14 protein-coding genes are annotated in these 16094 nt (G+C 72.2%); 7 read left to right on the top strand and 7 right to left on the bottom strand.

Translation table 11 applies throughout. The annotated features are described in order from the left end of the window. Nucleotides 1-48: 48 nt before the first annotated feature. Nucleotides 49-663 carry a hypothetical protein gene (locus R8Z57_RS13715; RefSeq protein ID WP_318354345.1) on the top strand — a complete coding sequence of 205 codons (615 nt, stop codon included), beginning with the start codon at nt 49-51 and terminating at the stop codon, nt 661-663. Nucleotides 664-818: 155 nt separating this feature from the next. On the opposite strand, the gene R8Z57_RS13710 is transcribed toward R8Z57_RS13715, so the two are convergent. Beyond that, a complete protein-coding gene (locus tag R8Z57_RS13710; protein ID WP_318354344.1) occupies nt 819-1412 on the bottom strand; it encodes an NADPH-dependent FMN reductase in 594 nt (197 codons plus the stop codon). Nucleotides 1413-1592: 180 nt separating this feature from the next. Here R8Z57_RS13710 and R8Z57_RS13705 point away from each other — a divergent pair, with 180 nt between their 5' ends. Continuing rightward, nucleotides 1593-3332 (top strand): hypothetical protein, encoded by a 1740-nt coding sequence (locus R8Z57_RS13705; protein WP_318354343.1) that lies wholly within the window; start codon nt 1593-1595, stop codon nt 3330-3332. Then, nucleotides 3329-4759 carry a hypothetical protein gene (locus R8Z57_RS13700; RefSeq protein WP_318354342.1) on the top strand — a complete coding sequence of 477 codons (1431 nt, stop codon included), beginning with the start codon at nt 3329-3331 and terminating at the stop codon, nt 4757-4759. Before R8Z57_RS13705 ends, R8Z57_RS13700 begins: the two co-directional genes overlap by 4 nt. A 105-nt stretch (nt 4760-4864) precedes the next feature. Here R8Z57_RS13700 and R8Z57_RS13695 read toward each other — a convergent pair whose 3' ends face one another. From R8Z57_RS13695 to R8Z57_RS13680, 4 genes are all read right to left on the bottom strand, one after another. Continuing rightward, entirely contained in the window at nt 4865-6247 is a 1383-nt protein-coding gene (locus R8Z57_RS13695) for an ABC transporter permease (RefSeq protein WP_378723886.1), read from the bottom strand. A 107-nt stretch (nt 6248-6354) separates the two neighbouring features. Further along, on the bottom strand, nt 6355-7143 hold the full coding sequence (locus R8Z57_RS13690; RefSeq protein ID WP_318354341.1) for an ABC transporter ATP-binding protein: 789 nt from the start codon (nt 7141-7143) through the stop codon (nt 6355-6357). Between the two features lie 290 nt (nt 7144-7433). Continuing rightward, nucleotides 7434-8087, bottom strand: a complete 654-nt coding sequence (locus R8Z57_RS13685) for a response regulator transcription factor (RefSeq protein ID WP_318354340.1) — start codon at nt 8085-8087, stop codon at nt 7434-7436. A 328-nt stretch (nt 8088-8415) separates the two neighbouring features. Then, the gene (locus tag R8Z57_RS13680) at nt 8416-9603 is read right to left on the bottom strand and encodes a sensor histidine kinase (protein ID WP_318354339.1); all 1188 of its coding nucleotides are present in this window, start codon (nt 9601-9603) and stop codon (nt 8416-8418) included. 190 nt (nt 9604-9793) lie between these two features. Here R8Z57_RS13680 and R8Z57_RS13675 point away from each other — a divergent pair, with 190 nt between their 5' ends. The 3 genes from R8Z57_RS13675 (at nt 9794) to R8Z57_RS13665 (ending at nt 13328) form a co-directional block, all read left to right on the top strand. Further along, nucleotides 9794-10642, top strand: coding sequence for a nitrilase-related carbon-nitrogen hydrolase (locus R8Z57_RS13675; RefSeq protein ID WP_318354338.1), 849 nt, complete (start codon nt 9794-9796; stop codon nt 10640-10642). Nucleotides 10643-10757: 115 nt separating this feature from the next. Next, nucleotides 10758-12191 (top strand): dihydropyrimidinase, encoded by a 1434-nt coding sequence (gene hydA / locus R8Z57_RS13670; RefSeq protein ID WP_318354337.1) that lies wholly within the window; start codon nt 10758-10760, stop codon nt 12189-12191. A gap of 120 nt (nt 12192-12311) precedes the next feature. Further along, nucleotides 12312-13328, top strand: coding sequence for a TIGR03842 family LLM class F420-dependent oxidoreductase (locus R8Z57_RS13665; protein ID WP_318354336.1), 1017 nt, complete (start codon nt 12312-12314; stop codon nt 13326-13328). A gap of 16 nt (nt 13329-13344) precedes the next feature. Here the strand turns inward: R8Z57_RS13665 and R8Z57_RS13660 are convergent, their stop codons facing one another. Both R8Z57_RS13660 and R8Z57_RS13655 read right to left on the bottom strand, forming a co-directional pair. Beyond that, nucleotides 13345-14001, bottom strand: a complete 657-nt coding sequence (locus R8Z57_RS13660) for a response regulator transcription factor (protein WP_318354335.1) — start codon at nt 13999-14001, stop codon at nt 13345-13347. Beyond that, nucleotides 13998-15182: a sensor histidine kinase gene (locus R8Z57_RS13655; protein WP_318354334.1), complete on the bottom strand. Its 1185-nt coding sequence runs from the start codon at nt 15180-15182 to the stop codon at nt 13998-14000. The genes R8Z57_RS13660 and R8Z57_RS13655 overlap by 4 nt, the downstream gene beginning before the upstream one ends. 175 nt (nt 15183-15357) lie before the next feature. Here R8Z57_RS13655 and R8Z57_RS13650 point away from each other — a divergent pair, with 175 nt between their 5' ends. Next, nucleotides 15358-16047, top strand: a complete 690-nt coding sequence (locus R8Z57_RS13650; protein WP_318354333.1) for a hypothetical protein — start codon at nt 15358-15360, stop codon at nt 16045-16047. The last annotated feature ends 47 nt before the right edge of the window (nt 16048-16094 follow it).

The raw sequence follows: 16094 nt of genomic DNA, 5'->3' as shown, positions 1-16094 counted from the left end.
GCCGCGTCCAGACCATGTGCCCTCGCCGAGCGCACACGTCATGCGCGCGTGGCATCTCGGCAAGAGCGCATGATGTCGACGCCCGGCGCAAGCCCCGATCTGCGGCACGGGGCGGGTGCGACACTGGAGCGCATGCGGATCCTGCTGAAGTTCGTGATCGACTGCGACGCCGACGCGGCATGGCGCGCGGTGCACTCGCCCCGCGCGGTGGCCGAGCTCTACGGCCCGCTGCTCGACCTCGCGCCGCTCGTGCCGAGCGGCCTGCCGACGTCGTGGACGCCGGGCGACGACGTGCCGGTGCAGCTGTCGGCACTCGGCTCGGTGCCGATGGGGCGCCAGCTCATCCACGTCAGCGAGCGGTCGGTCGACGAACCCGGCGGGCAGGTGCGGATCTTCCGTGACAGCGGCATCCCGCTCACCGGTCCGCTCGCGAGCCTCGACGTGTGGGACCACCAGATGGCGGTGTCGCCGGCGCCGGGCGAGCCCGGCAAGACCCTGTGGCGCGACCGTCTCGTGATCGGCGGGCCCACCGCGCCACTGCTCTGGCCGGTGCTGTGGGGCGTGTGGCAGTGGCGCGCGGCGCGCGTCCGCGCGCTGGCCCCGACGTGGGCGCACGACCCCGAGTCCGACCCCGAGGCCGACGCCGAGACGCCGGCCGCCTGACCCGGCGATTCGGGCCCGACGCCGAGACCCCGGCCGCCTGACCCGGCGATCCGGGAGACGGATGCCGCCACCGCCGCCCGCGGTGCCCTACGGGGCATCGCGCGCGGTCACCGGGCGCCGCGCACGGGCGCGGGCCGCCGGCATCCGCTCGTCTTTCAGTCCTGCGGGATCACCGTGAGGACGCGGGCGATGTACTCGCGGAACTTCGACATGAACAGACGCAGGAACTCCTCGGTCTCGCCGTCGGTGACCCGGCCCTCGTCATCGATGAGCCCGGGGGTCAGCTGGATGTACGCCTCGGGCGAGGTCATCTGCCGCGCGTTCAGGTAGCTGAGGGTGCCGCGCAGGGTCTGCTGCCCCACGGCGGTGCCGATCTTGCCCGGCGAACCGCCGATGACGCCGGTGGGCTTGTCTTCCCAGGCGTTGTCGCCGTAGGGGCGGCTGCCCCAGTCGATGGCGTTCTTGAGCGGTCCGGGGATGGAGCGGTTGTACTCCGGGGTGACGAAGAGCACCGCGTCGGCCGACCGGATCGCCGCCTTGAAGTCCCGCGCCACCTGGGGGTAGTCGGCGTCCAGGTCGCGGTTGTACAGGGGCAGGTCGCCGTAGCGGATCTCGAAGAACTCCAGCTCGGCGGGTGCGAGCTTCTGCAGCGCCTCGGCCAGGCGGCGGTTGACGGATTCGCGCGACAGGCTGCCGATGACGACACCGACGCGGTAGGGCGGTTCGTGCTCCACGATCTCGATCTGCATGAGGCCAGCCTGTCCGGCGCTCGGGCGTGGGCGCACCCCTCTTGACGGATGCCGCGGCACCTGCCAGAGCGCCGCGCGCAGGGGTAGCCTGTCCGGTATCACGGGGCCTGCCCCCGCCCTCATCCAGGGCGGGGGGAGAACGCCTCGACGGCGAGGCGACGCCCCCGCCGGAGGTGTGACATGCCGGACGATGTCGAGTTCGCCCAGCCCGTCGACAAGCCGCGCACGCACACCACGCTGCGGCTGGTGGCCCAGGACCCGTCTGTCCACGGCGACGACGAGAAGATCCTCACGGCGCAGGTCAAGGTGCCCTGGTCGCGCATGGAGGACGGGCCGCGCGGCGCGCGGCTGCACGTCGTCGACTACGACACCGCCACGGGCGAGTACATCAAGCACGTGCCGTTCGGGAACGAGGACGTGTTCGCGGATGCCGAGGACCACACCCTGCGCACCGACAAGGCGTTCCACGCGCAGCACGTGTACGCCACGGCGGCGCGCACGCTCGCGACGTTCGAGACCGCGCTCGGGCGCCGCCTGCCGTGGGCGTTCGAGAGCCACCAGCTCTACCTCGTGCCGCACGCGTTCCCCGAGGCGAACGCGTACTACTCGTTCGACGACCGGGCGCTGCTGTTCGGCTACGTCCCCGCCGCGGCGGAGGCGCCGCCGGTCTACACGTGCCTCAGCCACGACGTCGTGGTGCACGAGACGACGCACGCCGTGCTCGACGGGCTCCGCCGCCGGTTCCTCGAGCCGAGCCTCGCCGATCAGGCGGCATTCCACGAGGGCTTCGCCGACATCGTCGCGCTGCTGTCGGTCTTCTCGATGCGCACGGTCGTCGAGCAGACGCTCGGCACGCCCGACCGTCACGGCCGCATCCATCGCCGGGCGATCGAGCCCGAGGCGCTGCAGGCCAGCGTGCTGGCCAAGGTCGCCGAGCAGGTGGGCAGCGTGCTGACGCAGGGCCGGGGTGCGCTGCGCGAGTCGGCACTGCGTCCGCCGCCGCCGAACTGGGCCGAGCTGCCCGAATACGCCGAGCCCCACCGCCGGGGTGAAGTGCTGGTGGCGATCGCGTTCAACCTGCTCGTGGAGATCTGGACGACGCGGCTGGATGCGGTGCTGTCGATCCCGAAAGGTGCGGACGCGGGCGGCCGCCGGATCACCGTCGATCGCGCGCGGGCCGCCGAAGAGGGCGCCAAGGCCGCGAGTCAGCTGCTGACGATGCTCATCCGCGGGCTCGACTACCTGCCGCCCGTCGAGTTCGACTTCTCCGATCTGCTCAACGCCGTGCTGCTCGCCGACAAGGAGGTCGTGCCCGACGACGACCTGGGGTACCGCCGCCTCCTCGTCGACGGCTTCGGGCGGGCCGGCATCCGGCGCCCCGCCGACCGCGTGACCGACGTCCTCGACGCCGAGCTGCCGCCGCACTACCTCGGGATCAACTTCGCGGGCCTGCGCAACGACCGCGACGAGGTCTTCCGCTTCCTGTGGCAGAACGCCCGGCGACTCGACGTCGCGACAAAGTACTACACCGTCATCGAATCGGTGCTGCCGACGCAGCGGATCGGGCCCGACGGGCTCATCGTGCCGGAGTCGGTCGCGACCTACGTGCAGACGGCCGACATGAGCGCCCGCGAGTTCGTGAACGAGTCGGGTCTGCAGCTCTCCCCCGACATCGATCCGGATGCCGCGGTGCAGCTGTTCGGCGGCGGCACGCTGATCTTCGACCAGTTCGGCCGGCTGAAGCTGCACATCTACAAGCGGCTCGACGACTGGCGGCGCCAGAAGCGGCGGCTGGAGTACCTCGCCGGAACGGGCCGCCGCACTGCGGCGCAGCGGCTGGGCTTCTCGGAGGAAGCCGGGCGCGGTCAGACGTTCGCGGCGCTGCACAGCGCCGACATGAGCTCCGGGGAGGCATGGTGAGCACCCCGGTCCGCGTGCGCGTGCGCATGTACCAGGTGGGCTTCGGCGACTGCTTCCTGCTGTCGGTCGAGTATGACGAGCCGCTGCCCGATGGCCGCGCCGAGCGCCACCTGCTGATCGACTTCGGCAGCAGTCACCCGCCCCGGCCCGGGAAGGCCCGCGGGCGCATGGCCGACGTGGCTGCGCTCGTCGACGAGCACACCGGCGGCGTGCTCGACGTGCTGGTGGTCACGCACCGCCACCGCGACCACCTCCGGGGCTTCGAGGTGGGCGCCGCGGCCGCCGTGATGAAGAAGCTCGCGCCGAAGCTGGTGCTGCGCTCGTGGACCGAGGATCCCGCCCTCGCGCCGACCGCCGACGGCCCGTCGGGCGCGGGTGCCCGAGCGGCCGGACCGGCGTCCGCGGCGGCGGGGGCGGCCGCGACGCGGACGGCCGGGGCGGGTTCGACTGCGGCGTCCCGGGCCGCTGACCGGGCGCCGGCCGCGGGCGGCGTGAGCCCGGCGGCACCGGCGGGCGGCGTGAGCGCTGCGTCGGCACGGTACGCGGCGCTCCTCGCCCGGGCGCAGGAGCACGTCGCGCGGCTGAGCGATGTCGCCGGACTCGACGACGACATCCGCGCCGCCGCGGAGGACCAGCTCAAGAACGCCGAGGCGGTCGCACTGCTCGAGGAGCTCTCTGAGGACGGGCGGGGGCGCTACCTGCACGCCGGAATGGATCTGGACCTCGCCGAGGTGGTGCCGGGACTCGAGACGCTCGTGCTCGGGCCGCCGACCGTCGACCAGGATCCGCGAGTCGCGAAGCAGCGCGAGAACGACCCCGAGTACTGGCTCACGGCCCTCGACGCCTCGCTGCGGGCGGCCGGCTCGGCAGCCGAAGCCGGTGCTCCCACGCCGCCGAGCCCGCCGCCAGGGCCGGTGCGGTGGCTCGTCGAGCGGCTCGCGAGCGAGCGCTCGCACTCGGCGGCGCGTCTCGTGCGCGACCTCGATGATGCGCTGAACAACACCAGCCTCGTCCTGCTGCTGCGGGTCGGCGGGGTGACGCTCCTGTTCCCCGGCGACGCGCAGATCGAGAACTGGCGCCACACCCTCGACCAGCTTCCGCGCGATGCGAAGCTGCGCGCGCGACTGGCCCGCGTCGACCTCTACAAGGTCGGTCACCACGGCAGCCGGAACGCGACGCCGCGATCACTGCACGCGCTGTGGAAGGCGCGTCCCGACGACGCTCCCGGCCTCACCGCCCTGATGTCGACGTGCGAGGGCGTGCACGGCGAGCGCGACAACGCGGTGCCGCAGACGAACCTCGTGAGCGCCCTGCGCGAGGTGGCCGAGCTGATCTCGACCGACGATCTCGACACCGAGGAGTACGTCGAGCTCGTCTCCGACGCCGCGCACGGCCCGTTCGTCCGTGTCGCGGCCCCCGGTCGTTGAGCGAGCGAGGAACGAGCGAGACGAAACGTCCACCGACAGCCCGCGCCGGGTCCGTGCCGTTTCGACTCGCTCCGCTCGCTCAACGACCGGTACTGCCCCCCAGCCTCAGTCGGCCAGCGCCTCGACCGGCGCGACCCGGGTCGCGAGGCGCGTGGGCACGACCGCCGCGACGAGCGTCAGCACGGCGGTGGCGACCACGATGATGAGGACCGGGACCCACGGCACCGCGGGCGCCACGAGCGTCGGCGCCGAGAACGACGGCGGCATCGGCACGCTGCCCAGCAGCGACTGCGCGCCTGCCCAGCCGTAGGCGACCCCCAGCACGAGCCCGGTGACCGTCGCGGTGATAGTGATGTGCGCGGCCTCGAGCAGCACCATCCGGCGCACCTGACCGGTCGACACGCCCAGTGCCCGCAGCAGTCCCAGCTCTCGCCGCCGCTGCACCACGCCGATCGTCAGGAGGTTCACGAGGCCGACGGCGGCGATGACGGCCGACACGGCGACGAGGCCCATCATGATGCCCGAGAAGGTGTCGATCACCGTCGCGAACTCGGTGTCGAGCTCGCCCCCGGCCGAGGTGGCGAGCACGACCTTCACCGTCTCCAGCGCGACCGCGAGCATCGTCACGAGGGTGACGCCCATCACCACGCCGATGGCCATCCGGCTCGACCGCTCCGGGTAGCGCAGCGCGTTCTCGGCAGCGAGACGCGCCGTCGGCGCCTGACCGAACCACCGGCCCACGAGCCGCAGCATCGGGGGCATCACGAGCGTGGCGCCGAGGGCGAGGCCCGTGAACGAGAAGATGCCGCCGAAGAACGCGACGACCACGCCGAGCGGCGTGATGAGGCCGAGCGCGATGCCGCCGGCCAGCAGCGCCCCGCCGATCGCGAACAGCGCGATCGCGGCGCCGTTGCGCGCTCCGCGACGGACGAAGGCGTCATGGGATGCCTCGACCGCACCGCCGAGCGCCTGCAGCGGCGTCACCGTGAGCACCCGCCGTGAACCGGCCCACGCTGCCGCCCACGTGGTGAGGGCGACGATCACGGCCGGGATCACGAGGACCGGCTGCGCGACGACGTAGTCGACGCCGTCGATGCCGAGCAGCGCGACGGCGAGCGCCACTCCCGCCCACGACACGACGGTGCCGCCGACGAGTCCGAGCACCGCGCCGATGATCCCGACGACGAGACCCTGACGGGCGACCTCGGCGCGCTGCGAGCGCGCGGAGGCGCCGATGAGGCGCAGCAGCGCGATGCGGCGGGTGCGCCCGGCGATGACGGTCGCGAAGGTGTTGGCGGTGACGATCGAGGCCACATAGACCGCGACGCCGATGAGCAGGAAGCTCATGATGCCCAGCACGACGGCGAGCGTTCCACTGTCCCCGATGTACGGGTCGGCGCTCAGCACCGCCGCGATGAACCCGGTCGCGCTCAGCAGGATCGCGCCGAACGCGGTCGAGATCGCCGCGACGAGGATGCTCGCCCCCATCCCCCGCTCCCGCAGCCATGCGAAAGGAGCGGTCGCCGCGCGCGGGCGGATTCCGGATGCCGCGGGCCGCGGCATCCGCTCTCCCGTCGTGGTCTCTGCCACGGCGCTCACGAGGCCACCCCCGTCGCCCGGGCATCGGCGCCCAGCTCGGAGGCGAGCATGTACGCCGAGATCTCCTCGGCGCTCTGCCGCGGCTTGTCGGCGACGATCCGGCCGTCGCCGAGGAACAGGACGCGGTCGGCGTGCGACGCGGCGACGGGGTCGTGCGTCACCATCGCGATCGACTGCCCCTGCTCGCGCGTGGCGGCGGCCAGAAGCGCCAGCACCTCGCGCCCCGAGCGGGAGTCGAGGTTGCCCGTGGGCTCGTCGGCGAAGACGAGGTCGGGCGCGGTGGCGAGCGCACGCGCGATGGCGACACGCTGCTGCTGGCCGCCCGAGAGCTGGTGCGGGCGATGGTTCAGGCGCGATGCCAGTCCGAGCCGCTCGACGAGCCCGTCGATGCGCGCGCGCTCGAGCGTCGTCGGCCGGCGGCCGTCGAGGTCGAACGGCAGGAGGATGTTGCCGAGCGCGTCGAGGGTGGGGACGAGGTTGAACGCCTGGAAGACGAAGCCGACGCGGCGGCGGCGCAGGATCGTGAGCTCGAGGTCGGAGAGGCCCGTGATGTCGGTGTCGCCGATCCACGCGCGGCCCGACGACGGCGCGTCGAGGCCCGCCATGATGTGCATGAGCGTCGACTTGCCCGAGCCCGACGGACCCATGATCGCCGTGAACTCGCCGCGGCGGATCCCGACGCTCACGCCGTCGAGCGCGTGCACCGCGCTCTCGCCCGCACCGAAGGTCTTGGTCAGCTGCTGCACCCGGGCCGCCAGGCCCAGGTCGGTCGAAGAGAGTTCCATGTCTCCGACGCTAGGAAGGCGGTTCTGTCGCGCGCGTCCGCCGGGCGAGGCATCCGTCCTACATCTTGAGGATGATCGGCGGCGCGAGGCGGTCGTCGAGCCGGAGCCTGCCGGATTCAGCCTCAGCGTCGGCCACGCGGGCGCGAGGCACGGAAACTCACGGCCAGGCCGCCGAGCGGCTTCGGCCCAGACTGAATCCGGCAGGTCTCAAGACCGAAGACTGGCCGACCGGAGGCCCGGAAGCCCGGCCGGCTCCGACGCCGGCACGACCCCGGGCGCCGGTGCGGGAGCTACACCAGGCCGTGCTCGAAGGCGAAGACGACGAGCTGCACCCGGTCGCGCAGTGCGAGCTTGGTGAGGATGCGGCTGATGTGCGTCTTCACCGTCGCCTCCGACAGGAACTCCCGCGCGGCGATCTCGGCATTGGACAGCCCGCGGGCGGCGAGGGCGAAGATCTCGCGCTCGCGCTCGGTGAGCTCCTCGTAGGCCGGCGGGATGGGCCGGGATGCGGCATCCGTGAATCTCTCGAAGAGCTCGCGCGTCGCGGAGGCCGCGATCACCGCGGAACCGGAATGCACCGTGCGGATCGCCGCGAGCAGGAACTCGGGATCGGCGTCCTTCAGCAGGAACCCGCTCGCCCCCTGCCGGATCGCGCGCGCCGCGGCCTCGTCGAGGTCGAAGGTCGTGAGCATCACGATGCGCGGCGACGGTGTGCCCTCGGTCGGGGGGTCGGCGAGCAGCTCGGCGGTGGCCGCGAGCCCGTCCATGACGGGCATGCGGATGTCCATCAGCACGACGTCGGGCCGCGCCTGACGGATGGCGGCGATCGCCTCGCGGCCGTCGGATGCCTCGGCCACGACCTCCAGGTCGGGCTGCGAGTCGACGAGCATGCGGATGCCGGCGCGGAACAGCGCCTGGTCGTCGACGAGCGCGACGCGGATCATGCCCGGCCTCCTTCCATGTCCCACTTTCTGCCCTTGGTGTCCCACTTTCTGCCCTTGGTGTCCCACTTTCTGCCCTTGGTGTCCCACTTTCTGCCGCAAAACGCCCCGTTTGCGGTCGAAAGTGGGACATGGTCGGCGAGCACAGCACCCCTCATGCCGGGGCTCCGAGCGCGGCGGCCGGCGAGCACGGCACCCCTCATGCCGGGGCTCCGAGCGGGAGGTCGGCGCGCACGGAAGGCATCATGCCGGGGCTCCGAGCGGGAGGTCGGCGCGCGCGGAAGGCGTCATGCCGGGGCTCCGAGCGGGAGGTCGGCGAGCACGGAAGGCATCATGCCGGGGCTCCGAGCGGGATGGTGGCGCGCACGGTGAACGCGCCGGCCTCGTCCGCGACGTCGAGGCGGCCGCCCGCGAGCTGGGCGCGCTCGCGCATGCCGATGAGCCCGTGCCCCGACCGGGCGGCGGCGACGGGTTCGGTCGGCAGCGGGTTGCGCACCGACAGCTCGACGCGGTCGGGCAGCCACGCCAGGCGCACGTCCACCGGTCCGCCGGGGGCGCCGTGCCGCAGCGCGTTCGTCAGCGCCTCCTGCAGGATGCGGTACACCGCGAGCTGCACGGCGGCGGGCGGCTCGCCCGGGGGCGCCGGATCGAGGTCGACGCGCAGCCCCACGCCCGCGGCGCGCACCTGGGCGTAGAGCTCCTCGAGGTCGGCCAGGGTCGGCTGCGGCCCGTCGCCCTGCCGATGGCGCAGCTGGCCGAGCAGGAGGCGCACGTCGGCGAGCGCGGCGCGCGCCGTGGACGAGATCGTGGTGAGCGCCTCGGTCGCCGCCGCGGGATCGGCCGCCGCGGCGTAGCGGGCGCCGTCGGCCTGCGCGATCACGACAGCGAGGGAGTGGGCAACGACGTCATGCATGTCGCGCGCGATGCGCACGCGCTCCTGCTCGGCGATCGCGTCGGCCTCGGCCCGGCGCTGAGCCTCGCGGGTCTCCCGCGCGCGCACCGCGGTGCGCACGAGCGCGCCGATGGTCCACGACAGGCCGAGCGCGAACGCGGCGGCCACGAGCATCACCAGCGCCAGCGGAAGGTTCTGCCACGACAGGCCGCCGCCGGCGAACATCGGGCCCGCCATCAGGTACACCGTGATGACGAGCGCGCCGACGAGCGCGGATGCCAGCCCCGCCCAGTACACGCGCGCGGTCCCGTAGGCCGCGGTGGCATACAGCACGCCGAAGATGGCGACGTCGGAGAGGCTCGGCGGCCGGCCGAGACCGACCTGGAGCAGGGCGCCCGCCCAGGCCAGCGTCAGCGCCAGCGCGGGCGCGAGCCGTCGCACGGCGAGCGCGGCGCCGAAGAACGACGCGATCGCGAGCGCCGACAGCAGCTGCGCCGGGCTTCCGAACGGCGCATCCAGCGGCGTCGAACCCCCGACCAGGATCTCCACCGGCCACGCCACCAGCGCGAACAGCACGCCGAGCGACACGTCGACGGCGAGCTGGTACGGCTTCAGAGCGCGGAACACCGTTTCACGGTACGGGAGAACGGATGCCGCGGCATCCGCCCTGCGGTGTACCCGGCCGGGCGGCGGCATCCGTCGGCCGATGTACAGCGCGCGACGCGGCGCCAGGCCCGAATGGTCGGCCCACCCGACCATTGCGCGGCGCGGAGCGAGGCCCTACTGTCGCGTCAACGGGGGCGACGGACGGAGAACCATGACGACGGTACGCGCGGCCATCTCGCAGACCACCTGGACGGGTGACAAGGAGTCGATGCTCGACAAGCACGAGGGCTTCGCGCGGGATGCCGCCGGCCAGGGCGCGCAGGTGGTGTGCTTCCAGGAGCTCTTCTACGGCCCGTACTTCGGCATCACGCAAGACAAGAAGTACTACCGCTTCGCCGAGGCGGCCGACGGCCCGATCGTGCAGCGGTTCGCGGCCGTCGCGAAGGAGCTCGGGCTGGTCATGGTGCTCCCGATCTACGAAGAGGCCGAGACCGGGGTGTACTACAACACGTCGGTGCTGGTCGATGCCGACGGCACGATCCTCGGCAAGTACCGCAAGCACCACCTCCCCCACCTCGACCGGTTCTGGGAGAAGTTCTACTTCCGGCCGGGCAACCTGGGCTACCCGGTGTTCGACACCGCCGTCGGCCGCGTCGGCATGTACATCTGCTACGACCGGCACTTCCCCGAGGGATGGCGCGAGCTCGGGCTCAACGACGCCCACATGGTCTTCAACCCGAACGCGACGAAGCCGGGGCTGTCGAACCGCCTGTGGGAGGTGGAAGGCCCCGCGGCCGCCGTCGCGAACGGCTACTTCGTGCTGCAGCCGAACCGCGTCGGCCGTGAAGACAACGAGTACGGCGAGCTGGCCGTCGACTTCTACGGCACGAGCCAGGTGATCGACCCGCGGGGTGACTTCGTGGGCGAGCGGGGCTCCGGCACCGACGAGGAGCTCCTGGTGCGCGACCTCGACCTCGACATGGTCCGCGACATGCGCGATGACTGGCAGTTCTACCGCGACCGCCGCCCCGACTCGTACACGAGGATCGCGCAGCCGTGAGGGCGCGGCATCCATTCCTCCGTGTCCCGATTTCGTCTCCAAACCGTGGCCGGAGCGAACGAGATCGGGACATGAGCACGAGAAATCGGGACATGCATGGGGAGGGACTTCTGACATGACCACGACACTCATCACGGGCGGCACCGTCGTCTCGGCGACCGGACGCGGCGCGGCCGACGTGCTCATCGACGGCGAGACCATCGCGGCGGTGCTCGCGCCGGGCTCGCAGCTTCTCGGGACGGATGTCGCGGCATCCGTCGACACGGTCATCGACGCGACCGGCAAGTACGTGATCCCCGGCGGCATCGATGCCCACACCCACATGGAGCTGCCGTTCGGCGGCACGAACGCGTCCGACACCTTCGAGACCGGTACGCGGGCGGCGGCGTGGGGCGGCACGACGTCGATCATCGACTTCGCCGTGCAGCGGTACGGCGAGCGCGTGCAGGACGGCCTCGCCGCGTGGCACGAGAAGGCCGCCGGCAACTGCGCGATCGACTACGGCTTCCACCAGATCGTCGGCGGCGTCGATGACGAGTCGCTCGCCGCCATGCGGGGCCTCCTCGACGAGGGCGTGTCGAGCTTCAAGCTCTTCATGGCCTACCCCGGCGTCTTCTACTCCGACGACGCGCAGGTGCTGAAGGCGATGCAGGTGTCGGCCGAGACCGGCCTGCTCACGATGATGCACGCCGAGAACGGCCCGGCGATCGACGTGCTGGCGGCCCAGTTGGCGGATGCCGGGAAGAAGGCCCCCTATTACCACGGCATCGCCCGCGCGTGGCAGATGGAGGAGGAGGCGACGCACCGCGCGATCATGCTCGCCAACCTCACCGGCGCCCCGCTCTACACCGTCCACGTCAGCGCCAAGCAGGCCGTCGAGCAGATCGCGTGGGCGCGCGACCAGGGCTGGAACGTGTTCGGCGAGACGTGCCCGCAGTACCTGTACCTGTCGCTGGAGGAGCAGCTGGGAGCGTTCAGCGAGGAGTGGGGTCAGTTCGAGGGCGCCAAGTGGGTGTGCTCGACACCGCTGCGCAGCCGGAACGAGGGCCACCAGCACCACATGTGGCAGGCCCTCCGCACGAACGACATCCAGATGGTGTCGACCGACCACTGCCCGTTCTGCATGAAGGGGCAGAAGGAGCTCGGTCTCGAGGACTTCCGCGCGATCCCGAACGGCATCGGGTCGGTGGAGCACCGCATGGACCTCATGTACCAGGGGGTCGTCACCGGCAGGATCACCCTCGAGCGCTGGGTCGAGCTCACCTCGACCACCCCGGCCCGCATGTTCGGGCTCTACGGGCGCAAGGGGGTCATCCAGCCGGGCGCCGACGGCGACGTCGTCGTGTACGACCCGAACGGGCACACCTCCATCTCCGCCGCGTCGCACCGCATGAACATGGATCACTCCGCGTGGGAGGGGTTCGAGATCGACGGTCACGTCGACACCGTCATCTCGCGCGGCAAGGTGATCGTCGACGCCGGGCAGTACCTCGGCGCCAAAGGCGACGGACAGTTCCTCAAGCGCGGCCTCAGCCAGTACCTGATCTGAGGATGAACACCGGTTCGAGGCATCCCATGTCCCACTTTCCACCGCAAGCGAGCGCGCATGCCGAGGAAATCCGGACATGAAGACGAGAAATCGGGACATGCAAGTGAGGGGTGAGCACTGATGGACTTCGGAGTCGTCCTGCAGACCAATCCGCCCGCGGCACGCACGGTGCAGCTGGCGAAGCTCGCCGAGGCGCACGGCTTCAGCCACGTGTGGACGTTCGACTCGCACCTGCTGTGGCAGGAGCCGTACGTCATCCACTCCGCGATCCTCGCCGAGACGAACCACGTGACCGTGGGGCCGTTCGTCACGAACCCGGCGACCCGGGACTGGACGGTCACGGCATCCGTCTTCGCCACGCTCAACGAGATGTACGGCAACCGCACGATCTGCGGCATCGGCCGCGGCGACTCGGCGGTGCGCGTCACCAACGGCAAACCCACGACGATGGCCGAGCTGCGCGAGTCGATCCACGTCATCCGCGAGCTCGCCAACTCGCGGGCGGTCGAGTACAAGGGCGCGACCCTGCAGTTCCCGTGGAGCCGGGGGTCGCGGCTCGACGTGTGGGTGGCCGCGTACGGCCCCATGGCGCTGAAGCTGACGGGCGAGGTCGGCGACGGCTTCATCCTGCAGCTCGCGGACGTCGACATCGCCGCGTGGATGATCAAGACGGTGAAGGATGCCGCGGCCGCCGCCGGCCGCGACCCCGACTCGCTCGCCTTCTGCGTGGCCGCCCCCATGTACATCGGTGACGACTGGCCGCACATGCGCGACCAGTGCCGGTGGTTCGGCGGGATGGTGGGCAACCACGTGGCCGACATCGTCGCGAAGTACGGTCACCACGGCGCCATTCCGGATGCCCTCGCGGACTACATCGAGGGCCGGACGGGCTACGACTACAACACGCACGGCCGGGCTGAGAACGACCACGTCGACTTCGTGCCCGACGAGATCGTCGACCGCTTCTGCATCCTCGGCTCGGCATCCGATCACATCGCCAAGCTGGAGCAACTGAGAGCGCTCGGCGTCACGCAGTTCGCGGGGTACCTCCAGCACGACAACAAGGAGGAGACGCTCCGGGTCTACGGCGAGAGCGTGATCCCCGCCCTGCAGTCCCACCTGACCGCGAAGTCCTGACCGGCCGGCGACCCGCTCAGCCGCCGGGCGTCAGCAGCCCGCTCTCGTAGGCGAACGCGACGGCCTGCACGCGGTCGCGCAGCCCGAGCTTCAGCAGCATGCGGCTCACGTGCGTCTTGACCGTCGCCTCGCCGAGGAACAGCACCGACGCGATCTCGGCGTTGCTGCGGCCCGCCGCGACGAGGCGGAGCACGTCGACCTCGCGAGGGCTCAGGTCCGCGAGGGCGGCCGCTGCCCGCGGGTCGGCACGCGGGGCGTCGGCGAACCGGTCGATCACGTGCCGCGTGATGGCCGGATCGAGCACCCCCGATCCCGCCGCGACCGCGCGCACGGCATCCACCAGCTGCTCCGGCGAGGACGCCTTCAAGAGGAAGCCCGCGACGCCCAGCGAGAGCGCCTCGTCGACGATCTCGTGCTCATCGAACGTGGTGAGCATGAGGATGCCGGGGGCCGCGGCATCCGCCGACAGCCGGCGAGCCGCCTCGAGGCCGTCCATTCCCGGCATGCGGATGTCGAGCAGCACCACGTCGGGGCGATGCCGGTTCACGAGGCGCAGCGCCTCGGCGCCGTCGGACGCCTCGCCCACCACCTCGACGTCGTCTTCGGCGCTCAGCACCATGCGCAGACCCGCGCGCACCATGGCCTGGTCGTCGACCAGCAGCACCCGGATCACGGGACCACCGCAGTTCCTGTCGGGGCGGCCTCGCGGTCGCGCAGCGGCACCTCGGCGACGACCCGCCAGCCACCGCCCAGCGGACCGGCGCTCAGGGTGCCGCCCGCCACGGTCATTCGCTCGCGCATGATGCGGACGCCGTGTCCGCTCGACGGCGCGGCGCCGTCGGCGCGCCGGAACACGCCGTCGTCGGTGACGGTGACGCGCACCGCGTCGGCCAGGTACGCGACCTCGATCGCGGTCGCCGCCGCACCGGCGTGCCGCACGATGTTCGAGAGCGACTCCTGCACGACGCGCACGAGCGCGGTGTCCTGCAGGGGCGGCAGGGCGACCGGGTCGCCGGTGACCTCCAGCCCGATCGGCATGCCGGCGTCGCGCAGCGGCGCCAGCACCCGGTCGAGCCGGCTGAGCGAGGGATGCTCGTCGGCGGCGGGCTCCCGCATGAGGCCCACGACACGCCGCATCTCGTCCACGGCCTCGCGACCGACGCCCTCGAGGCCGCGGAGCACCTCCTGCGCGTCGGGACGCTCGGGCAGGAGGCGCCGGAGCCCTCCGATCTGCAGCACCATGACGCTGACCTGGTGGGCGACCGAGTCGTGCACGTCGCGCGCGATGCGCGCCCGCTCGGCCATCACGGCGGCAGCGGCCGCGGTCTCGCGCTGCTCGGTGAGCTCGACTGTGAGCTCGCGCAGCCGCTGCGACTGCGCGCGCTCGCGACGCACGAGCAGGCCGACGCCGAAGGCGGCGACGTACACCGACACCGTGAAGAGGCCCTCCCACAGCGCCGCAGAGCCGAGCAGTCCGGCGGCGAGCGCCGCGGCGGCGCCCACCCCGAGCGCCCAGGCTGCGCGCCGCGCAGGGAGGACGGCGGCCGCGCGACCGAGGAGGAGCAGGATCGCGAGCAGCTGCACGCCGCCAGGGCCGGGCGCGCCGGCGAGCAGGTTGAGCGGGGGCGTCAGCGCCGCCACGATCGCGGCCGTCAGCGGCCACCGCGGCGCCAGCATCACCACCACGCCCACCACGATCGGCGGGATGAGCGCCTGCGGCGGCACCGCGACGCGATCGTCCAGGAGGAACTCCGCCAGCGAAAGCGCGATCACGAGCGCACCGCCGGTGACGAACAGCAGCGTGGGCGCATGGCGCGTCAGCCGGGAGTGCGGAGCGGGTGCGATCGAGCCCATGCCGGAATGCTAGGGCCCGCGCGGAGCGGCGCGCGTCCGTCGTACGGGGGAACGCGGCATCCGCTCCTTCCCCCGCGCGGCGCGCGAGGTCGATGCCACCGGACGATCCGCCGGCCGGCCGGTCGCCCATAGCTTCGGTGACGGCTCGACGAGCCCTCGAACCGGAAGGACCGACATGACCACCCTCGACACCGTTCCCGCACCCGCCGCCGTCTCCGTTCCCGGACGCCGGCTGACCGCCCTGGGCGGGCTGGCGCTGATCGCCGGCGCGGCGCTGTACACCGCCGGGATCGCGACCTCGCCGCCCCAGGCCTCGGAGGCGACGGCCGACTACATCGCCTCGCTCGCCGCCGACCCCGCACTGACCCAGGCGTCGGCCGTGCTGCTGCACGTCGGCAACCTGTTCCTCGCGCTCGGCTTCCTGGCCGTGCCGGGCCTCGTCCGTGGCGCCCGCGGCGGCTGGCTGACCCTCATCGGCGCGCTCCTCGCGACGCTCAGCCACGCGCTGGTGTCGGGCTGGGTGCTGTTCGACTTCTGGACGATGACGATCGGCATCGAGCTCGACTCCGCCACCGCGGTCGCACTGTCGGAGGCTGTGCAGGGCGGCTCGGTGTTCGGCATCCTCGCGATGCTGCCGATGCTGAACCTCCTCGCGACGCCGCTCGCGACCGCGGGCCTCGCACGCGCCGGCGTGGTGCCGTGGTGGCTGCTCGCCTTCGCGATCGTCCCGTCCATCGTCATGTTCGTGGTGCCGTTCACGCCCCTGCTGTTCACGGCCGTCACCGCCGTGGGCTTCGTGCCGGCCGTCTGGTTCGGCGTGGCGATCCTGCGCCGGGTGCGCGCCGAGCGGGCAATGGGGGCCTGACCGGCCACCCCGGCGCCCCGGACCCGGCCCCGGGCCTCGGCCACCGG

Origin of the sequence: Microbacterium sp. M3 (genome assembly GCF_033548675.1) — a bacterium.
In the GTDB taxonomy this organism is placed as follows: domain Bacteria; phylum Actinomycetota; class Actinomycetes; order Actinomycetales; family Microbacteriaceae; genus Microbacterium; species Microbacterium arthrosphaerae.
Note: the sequence above shows the minus strand (reverse complement) of the source record. Positions and strands in the feature narration are given on the sequence as shown.

Excerpts from the sequence above, each read along its gene's own strand:
- R8Z57_RS13690 (WP_318354341.1), bottom strand. The coding sequence starts at position 7,143 with ATGGAACTCTCTTCGACCGACCTGGGCCTGGCGGCCCGGGTGCAGCAG.
- R8Z57_RS13655 (WP_318354334.1), bottom strand. The coding sequence starts at position 15,182 with ATGGGCTCGATCGCACCCGCTCCGCACTCCCGGCTGACGCGCCATGCG.
- R8Z57_RS13705 (WP_318354343.1), top strand. The coding sequence starts at position 1,593 with ATGCCGGACGATGTCGAGTTCGCCCAGCCCGTCGACAAGCCGCGCACG.
- hydA (WP_318354337.1), top strand. The coding sequence starts at position 10,758 with ATGACCACGACACTCATCACGGGCGGCACCGTCGTCTCGGCGACCGGA.
- R8Z57_RS13665 (WP_318354336.1), top strand. The coding sequence starts at position 12,312 with ATGGACTTCGGAGTCGTCCTGCAGACCAATCCGCCCGCGGCACGCACG.
- R8Z57_RS13695 (WP_378723886.1), bottom strand. The coding sequence starts at position 6,247 with ATGGGGGCGAGCATCCTCGTCGCGGCGATCTCGACCGCGTTCGGCGCG.
- R8Z57_RS13685 (WP_318354340.1), bottom strand. The coding sequence starts at position 8,087 with ATGATCCGCGTCGCGCTCGTCGACGACCAGGCGCTGTTCCGCGCCGGC.
- R8Z57_RS13650 (WP_318354333.1), top strand. The coding sequence starts at position 15,358 with ATGACCACCCTCGACACCGTTCCCGCACCCGCCGCCGTCTCCGTTCCC.
- R8Z57_RS13675 (WP_318354338.1), top strand. The coding sequence starts at position 9,794 with ATGACGACGGTACGCGCGGCCATCTCGCAGACCACCTGGACGGGTGAC.
- R8Z57_RS13710 (WP_318354344.1), bottom strand. The coding sequence starts at position 1,412 with ATGCAGATCGAGATCGTGGAGCACGAACCGCCCTACCGCGTCGGTGTC.